13 protein-coding genes are annotated in these 16,651 nt (G+C 69.9%); 5 read left to right on the top strand and 8 right to left on the bottom strand.

Going from position 1 to position 16,651, the window contains the following annotated elements:
- Positions 1 to 223: 223 nt before the first annotated feature.
- Entirely contained in the window at positions 224 to 652 is a 429-nt protein-coding gene (locus AB0915_RS08755) for a Rieske (2Fe-2S) protein (RefSeq protein ID WP_366690389.1), read from the bottom strand.
- A 428-nt stretch (positions 653 to 1,080) separates the two neighbouring features.
- The gene (gene uvrA, locus AB0915_RS08750) at positions 1,081 to 4,116 is read right to left on the bottom strand and encodes an excinuclease ABC subunit UvrA (protein WP_366690388.1); all 3,036 of its coding nucleotides are present in this window, start codon (positions 4,114 to 4,116) and stop codon (positions 1,081 to 1,083) included.
- Between the two features lie 177 nt (positions 4,117 to 4,293).
- Here uvrA and AB0915_RS08745 point away from each other — a divergent pair, with 177 nt between their 5' ends.
- Entirely contained in the window at positions 4,294 to 4,983 is a 690-nt protein-coding gene (locus tag AB0915_RS08745; protein WP_366690387.1) for a maleylpyruvate isomerase family mycothiol-dependent enzyme, read from the top strand.
- Positions 4,984 to 4,993: 10 nt separating this feature from the next.
- Complete coding sequence (locus tag AB0915_RS08740) at positions 4,994 to 5,650, top strand: MBL fold metallo-hydrolase (RefSeq protein ID WP_366690386.1); 657 nt, start codon at positions 4,994 to 4,996, stop codon at positions 5,648 to 5,650.
- A 47-nt stretch (positions 5,651 to 5,697) separates the two neighbouring features.
- On the opposite strand, the gene AB0915_RS08735 is transcribed toward AB0915_RS08740, so the two are convergent.
- From AB0915_RS08735 to AB0915_RS08715, 5 genes are all read right to left on the bottom strand, one after another.
- On the bottom strand, positions 5,698 to 6,690 hold the full coding sequence (locus tag AB0915_RS08735; protein WP_366690385.1) for a TerC family protein: 993 nt from the start codon (positions 6,688 to 6,690) through the stop codon (positions 5,698 to 5,700).
- 245 nt (positions 6,691 to 6,935) lie between these two features.
- Positions 6,936 to 8,915 (bottom strand): TerD family protein, encoded by a 1,980-nt coding sequence (locus tag AB0915_RS08730; protein WP_366690384.1) that lies wholly within the window; start codon positions 8,913 to 8,915, stop codon positions 6,936 to 6,938.
- Positions 8,916 to 9,067: 152 nt separating this feature from the next.
- Positions 9,068 to 9,646: a TerD family protein gene (locus AB0915_RS08725; RefSeq protein WP_030919738.1), complete on the bottom strand. Its 579-nt coding sequence runs from the start codon at positions 9,644 to 9,646 to the stop codon at positions 9,068 to 9,070.
- A gap of 127 nt (positions 9,647 to 9,773) precedes the next feature.
- Positions 9,774 to 11,894, bottom strand: coding sequence for an excinuclease ABC subunit UvrB (gene uvrB / locus AB0915_RS08720; RefSeq protein WP_366690383.1), 2,121 nt, complete (start codon positions 11,892 to 11,894; stop codon positions 9,774 to 9,776).
- 40 nt (positions 11,895 to 11,934) lie between these two features.
- Positions 11,935 to 12,822 (bottom strand): MHYT domain-containing protein, encoded by an 888-nt coding sequence (locus tag AB0915_RS08715; RefSeq protein ID WP_366690382.1) that lies wholly within the window; start codon positions 12,820 to 12,822, stop codon positions 11,935 to 11,937.
- A gap of 214 nt (positions 12,823 to 13,036) precedes the next feature.
- On the opposite strand from AB0915_RS08715, the gene AB0915_RS08710 reads away from it, so the two are divergent.
- The 3 genes from AB0915_RS08710 (at position 13,037) to AB0915_RS08700 (ending at position 16,009) form a co-directional block, all read left to right on the top strand.
- Positions 13,037 to 13,981, top strand: coding sequence for a glycerophosphodiester phosphodiesterase family protein (locus tag AB0915_RS08710; RefSeq protein WP_366690381.1), 945 nt, complete (start codon positions 13,037 to 13,039; stop codon positions 13,979 to 13,981).
- A 57-nt stretch (positions 13,982 to 14,038) separates the two neighbouring features.
- Positions 14,039 to 14,608, top strand: a complete 570-nt coding sequence (locus tag AB0915_RS08705; protein WP_366690380.1) for a methylated-DNA--[protein]-cysteine S-methyltransferase — start codon at positions 14,039 to 14,041, stop codon at positions 14,606 to 14,608.
- Positions 14,609 to 14,782: 174 nt separating this feature from the next.
- On the top strand, positions 14,783 to 16,009 hold the full coding sequence (locus tag AB0915_RS08700; RefSeq protein WP_366690395.1) for an MFS transporter: 1,227 nt from the start codon (positions 14,783 to 14,785) through the stop codon (positions 16,007 to 16,009).
- 86 nt (positions 16,010 to 16,095) lie between these two features.
- Here AB0915_RS08700 and AB0915_RS08695 read toward each other — a convergent pair whose 3' ends face one another.
- Positions 16,096 to 16,458: a cupin domain-containing protein gene (locus AB0915_RS08695; RefSeq protein WP_358860822.1), complete on the bottom strand. Its 363-nt coding sequence runs from the start codon at positions 16,456 to 16,458 to the stop codon at positions 16,096 to 16,098.
- Positions 16,459 to 16,651 lie beyond the last annotated feature (193 nt).

The following is a 16,651-nucleotide window of genomic DNA, read 5'->3' as shown; positions in this document are numbered from 1 at the left end:
CCCTAGTAGCTCCGCTACGAGGACCTTCCAGCGCCTTGGAATCGCACGCACCAGACCGCGTCCGCTTTCCGATCGAAGGTCACCCGACAGGCTCTCAGTGGCGTACCGCGTCCCGTCGTCACCGATGGCGATGTTCACCACCCGCCAGGCGCCGGACGCCCCCGCCTCGGGGACGGTCCGGAGGGACGCCTTGGGAGCGCCCCGGGGCGTCGGCCGTCGGGCGTCAGGCGTCAGGACCGGCGATCAGCTTTCCGCCCTCGACCCTGACCGGGACGGAGGGCAGCGGTACGGTCGCCGGACCGCGCACCGCCTTGCCGGTGGTCGTGTCGAAGCGGCTGCCGTGGCAGGGGCAGTTCCCCTCGTTGTCCTCGACCTTGTCCAGCAGGCAGCCCGCGTGGGTGCACTGGGCGCTGAACGCCTTGAACTCGCCCTTGGCCGGGCAGCTGACGACGACCCGCTGCTCGCGGTAGAGCTTGGATCCGCCGACCGGCACCTCGTCCGGGAAGCCGAGCTCGACGGGTGCGGTGGGGGTCGGTGTCTGGGCGTGCCCGAGCTTCGATTCGGTCGAACAGGCGGCCACTCCCAGCCCGGCGACACCGGCGAGAGCGGCACCCTTCAGCACGGTACGGCGGGCGGCGGGCTGGCCGGACATGCGGACTCCACGGGGTGAGAGGGGTGGGACGAGGAGGGGTCGTCGGAGAGACGCCGGGGGTGCCAGGGGTACCGGAAGGCACCCGGGGCACCACCGGCATCAGTGACAGAACCGACGATACCGGCGGAGACGGGCGGCCCTGCGGCCGGGCCGGTCGTGGACGGTCATGCCTGGTCAGGACCGGTCGCGACCACGCCTGAGCAGGCACGACCGACCCACAACGGCCGACGCGGGCCGGGGCGGTGGTGGTGGCCACCCGCGCCGCGCGGCAGCAGGCGGCCAGGCGGTGGCAGACCGGTTGTGGCCGCCCGCGCCCGACCATGACCGGGCGGCAGCCGAGCGTGGCCCGACGCGGCCGGTTGTGGCCGTCCGCGAGGTGACGGCTGCCCGCCTGTCGGCCGGGAGCCGTCACCTCGACGCGCCGCGGGTCAGGCCTTGCGCGCGCGGGTCGTCTTCTTCGCCACAGCCGTCTTGGCCGGCTTGGCCGCCGCGCTCCCGCCGGCATCCGTCTTGGCCGTCGCCGTCTTCCGCGCAGGGGACGACTTCGCGGCCACCGTCTTCTTCGCGGCCGTCCTCCGCGCCGGCTTCCGCGCTGCGGGCACCGCCGCCTCGCTCACCCGGTCCGCGTCCAGGATGGCCTGGAGGAACTTGCCCGTGTGGCTCGCCGGGACCGTCGCGACCAGCTCCGGCGTGCCCTCGGCGATCACCAGGCCACCGCCGCTGCCGCCCTCGGGGCCCATGTCGATGACCCAGTCCGCGGTCTTGATGACATCGAGGTTGTGCTCGATGACGATCACCGAGTTGCCCTTGTCGACCAGTCCGGACAGCACCTTGATGAGCTTGCTGATGTCCTCGAAGTGCAGTCCGGTGGTCGGCTCGTCCAGGACGTAGACCGTGCGGCCGGTGGAGCGCTTCTGGAGCTCGCTCGCGAGCTTCACGCGCTGCGCCTCACCGCCGGAGAGCGTCGGCGCGGACTGGCCGAGCCTGACGTATCCGAGGCCCACGTCGTGGAGCGTACGGAGATGGCGGGCGATCGTCGGGACGGCCTCGAAGAACTCCAGGCCCTCCTCGATCGGCATGTCCAGCACCTCGGCGATCGACTTGCCCTTGTAGTGGACCTCCAGCGTCTCCCGGTTGTACCGCGCCCCGTGGCAGACCTCGCAGGGGACGTACACGTCCGGCAGGAAGTTCATCTCGATCTTGATCGTGCCGTCGCCGGAGCAGTTCTCGCAGCGGCCGCCCTTGACGTTGAAGGAGAAGCGGCCCGGCAGATAGCCGCGCACCTTCGCCTCCATCGTCTCGGCGAACAGCTTGCGGACATGGTCGAAGACGCCGGTGTACGTCGCCGGGTTGGACCGGGGCGTACGGCCGATGGGCGACTGGTCGACGTGTACCACCTTGTCGACCAGGTCGTCGCCGTCGACCCGGGTGTGCCGCCCGGGGACCGACTTGGCGCCGTTCAGCTCGCGCGCCAGGTGGGTGTAAAGGATGTCGTTGACCAGGGTCGACTTCCCCGACCCCGAGACTCCGGTGACGGCCGTGAGCACCCCGAGCGGGAAGGAGACGTCGATGTCCTGGAGGTTGTTCTCCCGGGCTCCGTGCACCGTGAGCCTGCGCGTCGGGTCGACCGGGCGCCGGATGTCGGGCATCGCGATGGCCTTCTTGCCGACCAGATACTGACCGGTGATCGACTCGTCGTTGCCGAGCAGCTCCTTGAGCGAGCCGGAGTGGACCACCTTGCCGCCGTGCTCACCGGCGCCGGGGCCGATGTCGACGACCCAGTCGGCGACCTTGATGGTGTCCTCGTCGTGCTCGACGACGATGAGCGTGTTGCCCATGTCACGGAGCCGGACCAGCGTCTCGATCAGCCGGTGGTTGTCGCGCTGGTGCAGGCCGATGGACGGCTCGTCCAGCACGTACAGCACGCCGACGAGTCCGGAGCCGATCTGGGTGGCGAGCCGGATGCGCTGCGCCTCGCCGCCGGACAGAGTGCCTGCCGCGCGGTTCAGCGAGAGATAGTCGAGGCCGACGTCGACGAGGAACTTCAGCCGCTCGTTGACCTCCTTGAGCACCCGCTCGGCGATCTTCTTGTCGCGGGCGTTCAGCTTCATCCGGCCGAGGAATTCGGCGCACTCGCTGATGGACATCGCGGCGACCTGGGCGATGGACTTCTCCATCACCGTGACCGCGAGGACGATCGGCTTCAGCCTGGTGCCCTCACAGGTCGGGCAGGGCACCTCGCGCATATAGCCCTCGAAGCGCTCCCTGCTGGAGTCGCTCTCGGCGTCGGAGTGCCGCCGCTTGACGAACTGCACCGCGCCCTCGAAGGCCGGGGTGGTGTACGCCCGCTCACGCCCGTACCGGTTGCGGTAGCGGACCTCGGTCTGGATCTTGTGGCCGAAGAGCAGGGCCTTCCTGGCCCGCTGAGGCAGCCCGGCCCACGGGATGTCCGTACGGAATCCGAGGGCTGCGGCGAGCGCGTCGATCTGCCGCCCGAAGTAGTCCTTGGTGTGGCCGTGCGACCAGGGGTGGATCGCGCCCTCGTCGAGCGACTTCTCCTCGTCGGGGACGATCAGCTCCGGGTCGACCTCCATCCGCGTGCCGATGCCCGTGCAGTCGGGGCAGGCGCCGAAAGGGGAGTTGAAGGAGAAGGAGCGCGGCTCCAGCTCTTCGAAGGAGAGGTCGTCGTACGGGCAGTAGAGGTGCTCGGAATACATCCGCTCACGCTCCGGGTCGTCCTCGGGGAGGTCGACGAAGTCGAGCACGACCATGCCGCCGGAGAGCCCGAGCGCGGTCTCGACCGAGTCGGTCAGCCGGCGCTTGGCGCTGTCCTTGACCGTGAGACGGTCGATGACCACCTCGATGGTGTGCTTCTCCTGCTTCTTCAGCGCGGGCGGCTCGGAGAGGTGGATGGTCTCGCCGTCGACCCGGGCCCTGCTGTAACCCTTGGTCTGCAGATCTGCGAAGAGGTCGACGAACTCGCCCTTGCGCTCGCGCACCAGCGGCGACAGCACCTGGAAGCGGCTGCCCTCGGGCAGGCCGAGCACCTTGTCGACGATGGCCTGCGGCGACTGGCGGGAGATGGGGCGAGAGCACTCGGGGCAGTGCGGCTTGCCGATCCGGGCGAAGAGCAGCCGGAGGTAGTCGTACACCTCGGTGATCGTGCCGACCGTCGAGCGCGGGTTGCGCGAGGTCGACTTCTGGTCGATGGAGACGGCGGGCGACAGGCCCTCGATGAAATCGACGTCCGGCTTGTCCATCTGGCCGAGGAACTGCCGGGCGTACGAGGAGAGCGACTCCACGTACCGGCGCTGGCCCTCGGCGAAGATCGTGTCGAACGCGAGAGACGACTTGCCCGACCCGGAGAGCCCGGTGAAGACGATGAGGGAGTCGCGGGGAAGGTCGAGCGAGACGTTCTTGAGGTTGTGCTCGCGAGCGCCACGGACGATGAGACGGTCGGTCACGCCGGTCCGCACCTTTCTAGAGAGAAATGGGGGAACTGAGCCCCCGTCCCAGGGTATGGGGGGCGCCACAGCGGTGTACGAAGCTTTTTCGACTCCGAGCGTATAGCACGCGCATTCGATTTATGGACGGTCGGCGACTCCTTCACCCGAACGAGTGCCGAGGCTAGGCTCGGCCGCATGATTGATCACGCGCATGACCTGGCAGCCGTACGTGAAGCGACGGATCGACTCCTCGGCGCGACGGTGAAACTGGACGACGTCACCGCCGCCGAACCGTCACGCCTGCCCGGCTGGAGCCGGGGCCATGTCCTTGCACACCTTTCCCGTAACGCCGACGCGCTCGTAAACGTTCTCCAGGGCCGTCCCATGTACGCAGACAGCGAAACCCGCGAGCGGGACATCGAGCGCGACGCATCCCGGCCGCTCACCGAACAGCTGGCCGACCTGCGCGAGAGCGCGGCCCGCTTCCTGGCCACCGCCGAGGAGCCGGCCGACTGGTCCCGCACCATCACGATGCGCAACGGCGTCACCGACTCCGCCTCCCGGGTCCCCTTCCGCCGCTGGATCGAGATCGAGCTGCACCATGTCGACCTGGGAATCGGCTACGAGCTCGAGGACCTTCCGGACGAATTCGTGGCCCGTGAGATCGACTTCCTCGCGGAGCGGTTCGGCCGTCACCCGGAGGTCGTCTCCACGGGGCTGGCCACCGACGACGGCCGGTTCTGGACCACGGGTGGCGGCGCCGAGGGTCCGTCCGTCGCGGTCCGCGGCCCGGCGCCGGAGCTGCTCGGCTGGCTCGCCGGGCGCCGCGACGGCTCGGCGCTGAAGGTCGACGGCGGCCCTCTCCCCGTACTGCCGCCGCTATAGGCTGAGACGTATGACGTACAGCGGAGCGGTCAAGGTCGGCGGACCTGCGGATGTACACGAGTTGACGGACCTGATGATCTCCAAGGTCGCCGTCGGCCCGATGAACAACAACGCGTATCTGCTGCGCTGCCGGGCCACCGGCGAGCAGCTCCTGATCGACGCGGCCGCCGAGGCCCCCACCCTGCTGCGGCTGATCGGTGACGACTCGATCGCGTCCGTCGTCACCACCCATCGGCACGGAGACCACTGGCAGGCGCTGGGCGAGGTGGTGGCGGCCACCGGTGCGCGTACCTATGCGGGGCGGTACGACGCCGAGGGCATCCCGGTCCCGACCGATGTACTGGTCGACGACGACGACACGATCCGGGTGGGGCAGGTCACGCTGACCGCGCGCCATCTGGTCGGTCACACCCCGGGCTCCATCGCGCTGGTCTACGACGACCCGCACGGCGCCCCGCATCTGTTCACCGGGGACTGCCTCTTCCCCGGCGGGGTCGGCAATACCCACAAGGACCCCGAGGCGTTCGCGAGCCTGCTCCACGACGTGGAGACCAAGCTCTTCGACGTGCTGCCCGACGAGACCTGGGTCTATCCGGGCCACGGCCACGACACGACGCTCGGTGACGAGCGTCCGCAGCTTCCCGAGTGGCGCGCCCGCGGCTGGTGACGTGAGAGTGCGGGTGAGCGGTCGCACCGCCCACCCGCACCGCTGCATCAGGCTTCGATGCGGGAACTCTTCTCCGTCTCGCGGTCGGCCTCGGCCGCGGCCTGCTTCTTGTTGGCGATGAGGCTGGTGATCGTGGTGATCACCAGCACGCCGCAGATGACGCCGAGCGAGACCGGGATCGAGATCTCGGGGACATGTACCCCGGATTCGTGCAGGGCGTGCAGCACCAGCTTGACGCCGATGAAGCCGAGGATGACCGAGAGCCCGTAGCTGAGGTGGACCAGCTTCTTCAGCAGACCGCCGATGAGGAAGAACAGCTGCCGCAGCCCCATCAGGGCGAAGGCGTTGGCGGTGAAGACGATGTACGGGTCCTGGGTCAGCCCGAAGATCGCGGGGATGGAGTCCAGCGCGAACAGCACATCGGTGGTGCCGATGGCGAGCATGACGACCATCAGCGGGGTCAGGACGCGCTTGCCGTTGTTCCTGATGAAGAGCTTGGTGCCGTGGTACCTGTCGGCGACACCGAAGCGGCGTTCGATCGACTTGAGGAGACGGTTCTCCTCGAACTCGTCGTCCTCCTCACCGGCCCGCGCCTCCTGGATGAGCTTCCAGGCGGTGTAGATCAGGAACGCGCCGAAGATGTAGAAGACCCACGAGAAGTTGGCGATGACCGCGGCGCCCGCGGCGATGAAGATCGCCCGCAGAACCAGCGCGATCAGCACGCCGACCAGCAGCACGCGCTGCTGGAGATGGGACGGCACCGAGAACTTCGCCATGATCAAGACGAAGACGAAGAGGTTGTCCACGCTGAGCGACTTCTCGGTGATGAATCCGGCGAAGAACTCGCCCGATGCCTGGCTCTCGCCGAAGACGAGCAGGCCGAGTCCGAAGAGCACGGCCAGCGCGATCCAGACGATCGTCCAGATTCCGGCTTCCTTCGTCGTCACGTCATGAGGCTTGCGCCCGATGAAGAAGTCGACGGCGATGAGGGCTGACAGACCAAGAATGGTCAGCGCCCAGAGGGTCCATGAAACGTCCACTGCGCCTCCGGCAGTTCGCTACGGCTACTGATCAGCGTCGTCGCTGCCGGAGGTCTCTTCCACCCCGGCGCACGGGGTGCGCGCCACGGGCCGACGCCCCGGGACCGGTCACGGTCCGTACTGACGGGCACGTCGCGTACGGGAGTACTCCCCTCCGTTCGAAGAACAGTACAGGGAGCACCAAGAAAAGGTAAAGCCTAGGGAAAAGATCTTTCAAAAGTGCAGGTCAGGGGTGGTTCGATGGGTCAAGACCGCCCGCTACGACGGGCGGCGGCCACCTGGGCGAGCACGTTGTGCAGCACCCGGCTGCCGGGCGGGGTCCTCGGCGGCTCGTACGTCCAGGCGTGGCCGACCCAGGGATCGGCCAGGTGGTCGTCGGCGACCGGGGTGATCCGCAGCAGGGAGCGCCAGAGCGGGTCGAGCACCGGCCCGTACGCGCTCGCGTCCTCCCGGTCCGCGACCATCAGCAGGTGGACACCGACCGAGGGGCCCTCGTCCGCGAGGTAGCGCAGCTGGGTGACGGCCCGGTCGTCGAAGCCGTGCGGGAAGTCGTTGACGATCAACAACTGCTCGGCGGTGTCCAGGTCCGGCGGCAGCGCATCGGCGGCTCCGGCCCGGATCGCCATCTGCACGAGGTCGACGCGCCGGGTGAGGTGGGCGAGGACCGAGGCCACTCCCCCGGCGCCGGCGGCGGGGGGCGCGGCGAGCACCCCGGAGTCGACCAGGGGCGCGAGCGCCGCTGTGGCCGAGCCCGCGGGGTCGATGACATGAACGGAGAACTCGCCCGCCGGGTAGACGGCGAGCAGCCGGGCCGCGTGCGCGACGGCGTTCTCCATGGCGAGGCGGCGGAGCTGGTCCGGACCGGTCAGGGCCGCCGCCTCGGAGGCCGTACGCCCGCTGTCGACCCAGATTCCGCGCTCCAGCGGCAGCCGTACAAGCAGCGGGATGCGCAGGTCGGCGCTCTCGGGCAGATGGAGGTCGCCGATCCGCAGGGCCATGGGGATCTCCATCGGGACGCGGTAGGCGTGCCAGACGGGGTTGTCCCAGCCCGCGTACGCGGCGGGGAGTGCGGGTTCGACGACGGCGGACTCGGCGGCGAGCTGGGCAAGATCACGGTCGAGCGCCTCGCGGGCCCGGTCGGTGAGCTGGTCGCGCTTGGTGCGGGCCTCCTCGCGGGCCCGGTCGCCCGCTCCTCCGATCCGGTTGCGCGGGTCGGACAGGGCCCGGTCGAGCTCCTGTTCCATGCGGGACTCGGCGAAGTCGACGGCGCTGCGGTACGCGGCGGTGGTGCGGGCCAGGTCCTCGAACATGCCCCAGACCTGGTTGTAGAGGCGCTCCTCCATGGACCAGCCGGTCGCGTCCCCGGCGACGGGCTGGGCGGGCCGGCCCGGTTCGGCGGGCGGTGCGGTGGGCGGGGGCGGCGGGGGCGCCGCGGACTGGCGGCGCGGGTGTGCGTAGTTGATGCGGCCACTCGTGGCGGGACCCGGGGCGGGCCCCGCGCCGCCTGCCGGCCGGGGCTGTGCGGGGTCGGGCAGCGGGGTGGCCGCCGGGGCCGGGTCGCCGATCGGTGCGGCGGGAGGCGTCGCGGGCGCCTGCTGGCCGGAGGCCGCGCCGGCGTGGCGGACCCGGTCGCCTTCCGGGGTGCGGGGCGGGGGCGGCGCCACCGAGCGGGCCATGCCCCGGGCGACCGCCTCATGGACCGACCGGGCCAGCTCCTGCGCACCGGACACCCCCTGGTCGGCGAGCATCGCGGCGAGACCGCCCGCATAGCCCTGGCCGACCGCGCGGACCTTCCAGGCGCCCTGGCGGCGGTAGAGCTCCAGGGCGGCGACCGCGGACTCGCTGTCGAGACCGGTGAGGGTGAAGGTGGCGATCTCGGTGCCTTCAAGGCCCGTGACAGCGACGGAAGGTGCGGCGACCGCACCGAACCTGACCGGGCCGCCGACGCCCATGGGCAGCGCCAGCAGCACGGTGACGCGGTGCACCGCGGCGGGCAGGGCGTCGAGGTCGACGGCGAGCCGGTGCTCGGCGGCGGCCTGCTTGGACACTTCGAGTCCGGGCAGCTGGGGCGAGCCCGGGTGGGCGATCCACTCGATGCCGTGCACCGTGCCCTGCTCGTCGCCGAGCGTGGCACCGGCCACGACGGGCGTACCGGCCGATACCCGGATCTCCAGACGGGTCTGGGGCAAGGTGTGGTTCTGCCCCCGGACCAGCTCGGCCGTCATTGCCCTGTCCCCTCGACGAGTTGATGCTGCGCGGCGCGGCGCGCTGTCTGTCGGCGTGATGCCGTGGTGCGGTGCCATGCGGGGCAGCTCCCGGCGGCCGTCGCCTCCGGGAGCTGCCCCTACTGATACGGACCCGAGCGGTCCGGCTGTGCCTACAGGTGCGGCAGGATCGCCGGCATCAGGTCCTGGAAGGTGCGGCCGTTGGCCGGGTTGCCGAGGGCGGTCATCTGCCACCCGGCGCCCACGCGGTGCACCTTGGCCATGATCTGGGCGGTGTACTGGCCGCCACCGTCCAGCGTGTAGCGGGCGAGCTCCTGGCCGTTGGTCTCGTCGACGATGCGGCAGAAGGCGTTCTGCACCTCCTGGAACGTCTGGCCGGTGAAGGAGTTCACCGTGAAGACGATCTGGTCGATGTGGACCGGCACCCGCTGCAGGTCGACGAGGATCGCCTCGTCGTCGCCACCGGAACCGGCGCCGCCGACCAGGTTGTCGCCAGTGTGCTTCACCGAGCCGTCGTCGCTGACGAGGTGACGGAAGAAGACCACGTCGACCGGCTGCTTGTCGGCGAACAGCACCGCCGAGGCATCCAGGTCGATCTCCCGTGTGCGCGACCCGAACAGACCGCGGCGCGGCGCCGCCTGCCAGCCGAGCCCCATCCGTACCGCGGTCAGGGTCCCCCCGTCGCTCTTCTGCAGGCTGATGGCCTGACCCTTGGTCATGTTGACCGTCACGCGCTGTCCCCTCTCCGCTCCCCGCACCCGTCCGTGCGGCTGCCCAGCACCCTACGCAGTCTCGCCGAAGGCGCAGCAGCTTCCGGGCGTTTTTGTGTCGGTCTTGCAACACACCGGCTGCGATGGGTCAGGCAAGGCCCGCCTCCCGCATCTGGCGCAGCTCCTTCTTCAACTCGCCCACCTCGTCGCGCAGTCGGGCGGCCACCTCGAACTGCAGGTCCGCGGCGGCTGCCCGCATCCGGTCGGTCATCTCCTCGATGATCCCGGCGAGCTCGGTGGCGGGCCGGTCCGTGACCACTGCGCCGGCCTTCTTGGCTCCGGCCGCCTTGCCCGCCTTGCCGCTGAGCGCGGGAACGGGCGCCTTGACGGCCTTCCCCTGCCGGTAGCCGCTGCCGAGCAGCTCCTCGGTGTCGATCTCCTCGCGGGCGATCGTCGCGACGATGTCGTTGATCTTCTTGCGCAGCGGCTGCGGATCGATCCCGCGCTCGGTGTTGTACGCGATCTGCTTCTCCCGGCGCCGATTGGTCTCGTCGATGGCCTTCTCCATCGCCGGGGTGATCTTGTCCGCGTACATATGGACCTGGCCGGACACATTGCGGGCCGCGCGGCCGATGGTCTGGATGAGGGATGTCCCGGAGCGCAGGAAGCCCTCCTTGTCGGCGTCGAGGATGGCCACCAGGGACACCTCGGGCAGGTCGAGACCCTCACGGAGGAGGTTGATGCCGACCAGGACGTCGTATTCCCCGGACCGCAGTTCGCGGAGCAGCTCGACGCGGCGGAGCGTGTCGACGTCACTGTGGAGATAACGGACCTGGATGCCCAGCTCCAGGAAGTAGTCCGTGAGGTCCTCGGCCATTTTCTTGGTGAGGGTGGTGACCAGGACCCGCTCGTCCTTCTCGGTGCGCTTGCGGATCTCGTGCACCAGGTCGTCGATCTGGCCCTCGGTGGGCTTGACGACGACCTCCGGATCGACGAGGCCGGTGGGGCGGATGATCTGCTCCACGAACCCGTCGCCGCGGGACAGCTCGTACTTGCCCGGCGTGGCGGAGAGATAGACGGTCTGACCGATCCGCTCCGTGAACTCCTCCCATCTCAGGGGGCGGTTGTCGAGGGCGGACGGCAGCCGGAAGCCGTGGTCGACGAGGCTGCGCTTGCGGGAGGCGTCGCCCTCGTACATCGCGCCGATCTGCGGCACGGTGACATGCGACTCGTCGATGACGAGCAGGAAGTCTTCGGGGAAGTAGTCGAGGAGGGTGTTGGGTGCGGTGCCGGGCTCGCGGCCGTCCATGTGCATCGAGTAGTTCTCGATGCCGGAGCAGGTACCGATCTGGCGCATCATCTCGATGTCGTACGTGGTGCGCATCCGCAGCCGCTGCGCCTCCAGCAGCTTGCCCTGCTTCTCCAGCTCGTCGAGGCGCTCCTGCAGCTCCTGCTCGATGCCGTTGACCGCCTTCTCCATGCGCTCCGGGCCCGCCACGTAGTGGCTGGCGGGGAAGACGTAGAGCTCGCGGTCCTCGCTGATCACCTCGCCGGTGAGCGGATGGAGGGTGGAGAGCGCCTCGATCTCGTCCCCGAACATCTCGATGCGGACGGCGAGCTCCTCGTAGACCGGGAAGATCTCGATGGTGTCGCCGCGCACCCGGAAGGTGCCACGGGTGAACGCGACGTCGTTGCGCGTGTACTGGATCTCGACGAAGCGGCGCAGCAGCTGGTCGCGGTCGATCTCCTCCCCCACGGTGAGCGGGACCATGCGGTCCACGTACTCCTGCGGCGTACCGAGGCCGTAGATGCAGGAGACCGAGGCGACCACGACGACGTCGCGGCGGGTGAGCAGCGAGTTCGTCGCGGAGTGGCGCAGTCGCTCGACCTCGTCGTTGATCGACGAGTCCTTCTCGATGTAGGTGTCCGACTGCGGGATGTACGCCTCGGGCTGGTAGTAGTCGTAGTACGAGACGAAGTACTCGACGGCGTTGTTGGGGAGCAGCTCGCGGAACTCGTTCGCCAGCTGGGCGGCGAGGGTCTTGTTCGGCGCCATCACCAGGGTGGGGCGCTGCAGCTTCTCGATCATCCAGGCGGTGGTCGCCGACTTGCCGGTGCCGGTCGCGCCGAGCAGCACGACATCCTTCTCACCTGCCCGGATACGCCGCTCCAGGTCGGCGATGGCAGCGGGCTGGTCACCGCTGGGCTGGTAGGGACTGACGACCTCGAAAGGCGCCACCGAACGTTCGATCTTCGAAACGGGCCGCATGCAACCACGGTACGACCCCCCACTGACAACCGGGGCCCGGTCACCAGTCCCGGGGCGGCGGGGAGTCCCGGTGCTGCGACTGGAACGACGCCGGGTCGGCGTGGGTACCGAAGCGCGGGACCTGGCGCTGGACGGGGATGCCGGGGGGCCTGCCTGCGCCGACTCCGTTCCGGGGGTCGTCCCAGTCCGGGGAACCCATCACCACCAGGGGATCGAACATGGCGACCACCGCGGCGAGCAGGAGGAAGCAGGCCGGGCCGATCATCAGCGGGATCAGGGCCGGGATCGGCCCGCTGTCGGTCACGGAATCCGCGACGGCCGCGGGGTGCAGATGGACGCTGAGCGCCGCCATGCCCGTGTAGTGCATTCCGCTCACGGCCACGCCCATCACCACGCTGGCGCCGAGGCTGGGCAGGAAGCCGTGGATGGAGACGGCCGACCACAGTGCGGTCGTGGAGGCGACCACGGCGATGACGACGGAGAGCGAAACGGTGAGCGTGTCGTACTCGAGCGTTCCCTGGAGGCGCATACCGGCCATGCCGAGATAGTGCATGGTGGCCACGCCGAGTCCGGTGATGGTGCCGCCGGTGACCAGGGCCATGGCGGTGGCGCCGCGGTAGCCGACGATGAAGATGCCGATACCGACCATGACGATCGCGATGGCCAGGCTGGCGAACGTGATCGGGGTGTCGTAGCCGATCGGGGTGCCGTCGACGCTGAAGCCCATCATCGCGATAAAGTGCATCGTCCATATGCCGGAGCCGATGGAGGTGGCCCCGAGGGCGAGCCAGCCGGCCTTGAAGGAACGCTGGGTGCGCAGCGACCGCGTCGTGCAGCGCAGTCCGAGGGCCGAGCCGAGGCACGCCATGAGGAACGCCGCAATGGGCGTCACCACTCCATAGCTGAAACCGTCGATTGTGCCCTGCATGCTCGTACGCCCTTCGCGGAGGCCCGGGTTCGGGGTGACCCTAAGGCGCACGTCCCGGCAAACAAACAGAAGAGCTGCATTTTATCGACCGGGAAACCGGCTTGTGACTCCGTCAGGCCTGCCGCGTTCACGTGATGGCCACCCTTCGCCCGCCCCTCGTCGGGTGGCGGCTGTCACGCTCGGCCCGTTCGCCGCTCTGCCGCAAGGAGTACACGTGCACGCACGCACCGCAGCCGTCTTCCTCACTTCCGCCGCCCTGCTGGGCGTCGGCGCGCTGCTGCTTCCCACCCTCCGTTCACCGGCCACGGACACCGGCTCGGCCACGGGAACGGAGACAGTGACCGGCAGCCGGAGGGTCGGCGCGCGGGCCATCGGGGCGCCCGCCGCGGCCCCGGTCGTCTTCGCCCACCGCGGCGCCTCGGCGTACGCGCCGGAGAACACCCTGGCCGCCGTCGACAGGGCCGACCGCCTCGGCTTCGACTGGGTGGAGAACGATGTCCAGCTCACCAGGGACGGTGTGCCGGTCGTCATCCACGACACCGATCTGAAGCGGACCACCGACGTCGAAGACGTCTTCCCGGACCGTGCGCCGTGGGCGGTCAAGGACTTCACGGCCGCGGAGATCGCCCGGCTGGACGCGGGCAGCTGGTTCGGTGCGCGGTACACCGGGACCCGGGTCCCCACGCTCACGCAGTACCTGGACCGGATCGGGCGCAACCGGCAGAAGCTGCTGCTGGAGATCAAGAGCCCGGAGCTCTATCCGGGCATCGAGAAGGAGACCCTGCGGGTGCTGCGCCAGGCGGGGTGGCTCGACCGCGATCACGTCAGGAGCCGACTCGTGATCCAGAGCTTCGCCGCGGGCAGTCTGAAGAAGGTCCATCAGCAGCGTCCGGACGTCACCACCGGCTTCCTCGGCACTCCTGCGATCGCGGATCTGACGTCGTACGCGGCGTTCACGGACCAGATCAACCCGTCGTACACGTCGATCGGCGCCGACTACGTCGCCGCTGTGCACGCGCTGAAGGGCGCGCACGGCAAGAAGCTCAGGGTCAACACCTGGACGGTCAACGACGCGGCGACCGCCGCGAAGGTGGACCGCCTCGGCGTGGACGGGATCATCACCAACACCCCTGATGTGGTGCGCAAGGCGACCGGCTGACGGCCGGAGGGAGCATCCCGCCCCCCGTTGTCAGTGGCCGGCCGTACGGTGGATTCCATGAACAGCAACGGGGGTGCCGGCGGAGGCGATGCCGGCGGCAGGGTCGAGTGGGCCGTCGTCGGGAGCGACATCGGGCCGCTGCTGCTTGTCGCGACCGACGCGGGGCTGGTGAGCGTGGTCTTCCACGCCGGGCCCGCCGTGCGGGACAGGGCGGTCGGGCAGTTGCGGACCCGTCTCGGGACGGAGCCGGTGGAGGCGCCCGGTTCCGGGCGCCTCGCCGAGCCGATACGCCAGCTCGCGGAGTACTTCGCCGGCTCGTTGCGGGAGTTCTCGCTCGACCTGGACTGGTCGCTGACCACGGGTTTCAACCGCCAGGTGCTCCGCGAGCTGGCGGCGGGTGTGCCGTACGGAACAGTCGTCGGGTACGGGGACCTCGCCGAGCGGGCTGGGCAGCCGGGCGCGGCGCAGGCGGTCGGGGCGGCCATGGGGTCCAACCCACTGCCCGTGGTGGTGCCCTGCCACCGGGTGGTGGAGAGCGACGGCGGACTCGGCGGGTTCGGCGGCGGCCTGGAGACCAAACGGCAGCTGCTGGCGCTGGAAGGGGTTCTGCCGCAGCCGCTGTTCTGAGCCCGTGTGCCCCGACCGGCCGGGAACCCATTTCCGTACCCACATGCGAACTGGCACACTCCGTCAGTGACCAACAGCCTCGATGCACCTGACTCCCCCACCGAACCCATCGGGCCCGGCGAACCAGGCGAACCGGGCGGACCCGCCGCGGCCACACCTGTCAGCGCGGCGGAGCTGCCCGCTCTTCGGCGCAGGACGTCCGCGGTGCTGATCGCCTCTCAGATCCTCGGCGGCCTCGGTGTGCCCATCGGTATCGCCCTGGCCCCCGTGCTGGCCACACAAGTGAGCGGCTCCGAGGCGCTGTCCGGTCTCGCGCCGACCGCGTCGGTGACCGGCACAGCGCTGCTGTCGTTGCCGCTGGCCGCACTGATGACCTCGCGGGGCCGACGCCCCGGCCTCGTTCTCGCGTATCTGATCGGTGCGCTGGGCGCGGGGCTGGTGGTCGTGGCCTCCGTCGTGGGCAGCTTCCCGTTGCTGCTGCTCGGCATGGCCGCGTTCGGTGCCGGTTCGTCGGCCAATCTGCAGGCGCGGTTCGCCGCCGCCGACCTGGCCGAGCCGGACCGTCGCGGCCGGGCGATCTCCACCGTCATCTGGGCCACCACGATCGGTTCGGTCCTCGGCCCCAACATTGCGGCTCCGGCGGGCCGGGTATTCCGGTCCACGTCCATACCCGAGACGGCCGGACCGTTCCTCTGGGCTGCCGGGATCTTCCTGCTCGCCGCGGTGGTGGTCGCGGTGTTGCTGCGGCCCGATCCGTTGCTCACCGCGCGTGCGCTGGCCCCACAGGACAGCCAGTCCGAGGGCGGCCGTTCGCTGCGGTCAGGCATCGCGGCGGTGCGGGCCTCGCCGATGGCCCGGCTGGCGCTGGTGACGGTGGCCGGATCGCACACCACGATGGTGTCGATCATGGTGATGACCCCGGTCGATCTGGGCCACCATGGCGCGGACCTGCAGCTGATCGGCCTGGTCATCAGCGGCCACATCGCGGGCATGTACGCGTTCTCACCGGTGATGGGCTGGCTCTCCGACCGCTTCGGACGGCTCGCCGTGATCGGTCTGGCCGTCGGGCTGCTGTCCTGCGCCGCGCTGCTGGCCGGCACCGCCGGTCCCAGCCATGGCCAGACGGCCGCCGGTCTGTTCGTGCTCGGGCTCGGCTGGTCGGCAGGCCTGGTGGCCGGTTCGGCGCTCCTCACCGACTCCGTGCCGCAGCCCGCCCGCGCCGCCGTGCAGGGTCTGTCGGACCTGACCATGAACACGGCGGCGGGCATCGGCGGTGTGGTCGCAGGGGTGGTCGTCTCCCAGGCGGGGTACGGCTGGCTGAACGCGGCCGGCGCCTGCCTGTTGCTGCCGATGGCAGCACTGGCGCTGCGCCGGGCGCTGTCCCGGCCCGCCACCACCTGACCGGGCCGCGTGACCGGAACGTGACCGGACCGCGCGACCGGGAGCGGCGCCGGACCGCAGGCGCCCGCCGGGCAGGCGCCGGGTAATCAGAGGCTGATGTGGTATGCCTTGCGCAGCGTCTCGTGCACGGTCCACGTCGTACGGTCGCCCTCGCGCAGGACACAGGCGTCACCCGGGCCGATCTCCAGCGTCTCGCCGTCCTCGACCACGACGGTCGCGCGCCCGCTGACGACCACGAACAGCTCGTTGGCCTCGGTGTCGGTGACCACGCCGGGCGTGATCTGCCAGATGCCCCGCAGCTGCTTGCCGTCCGGCGACTCCCAGAGCACCTTGCCGGTCACCACGGGCTCGCCCGAGACGATCTGCGCGGGGTCGAGCGGTTCCGGTTCGAGGTCGGCGTCCGGAATGTGCACAACGAAGGAAGCGGGAACTTGATCAATTGTCGTCATGGTCGGTCACCCTAGCGACCGCGTCGGGACGTCGTGCCACCAGGACCGGCTGGAAGAAGCCCGGCCCGTCGTTCTCGTGCGGGTGCGCCGTCCGGTTGCCGCGGTGGTGTCGACGTGGTGCTCGTGGCGCGGACGACGGCGTCGAGCGACACCTCGCGGAAGGGAAGGGCCCACAGTCGGCGACTGTTCGGCT

The sequence above is a fragment of the Streptomyces sp. NPDC048411 genome (assembly GCF_040704695.1).
Lineage (GTDB): Bacteria > Actinomycetota > Actinomycetes > Streptomycetales > Streptomycetaceae > Streptomyces.
This window is presented reverse-complemented; position numbering and strand designations above follow the sequence as displayed.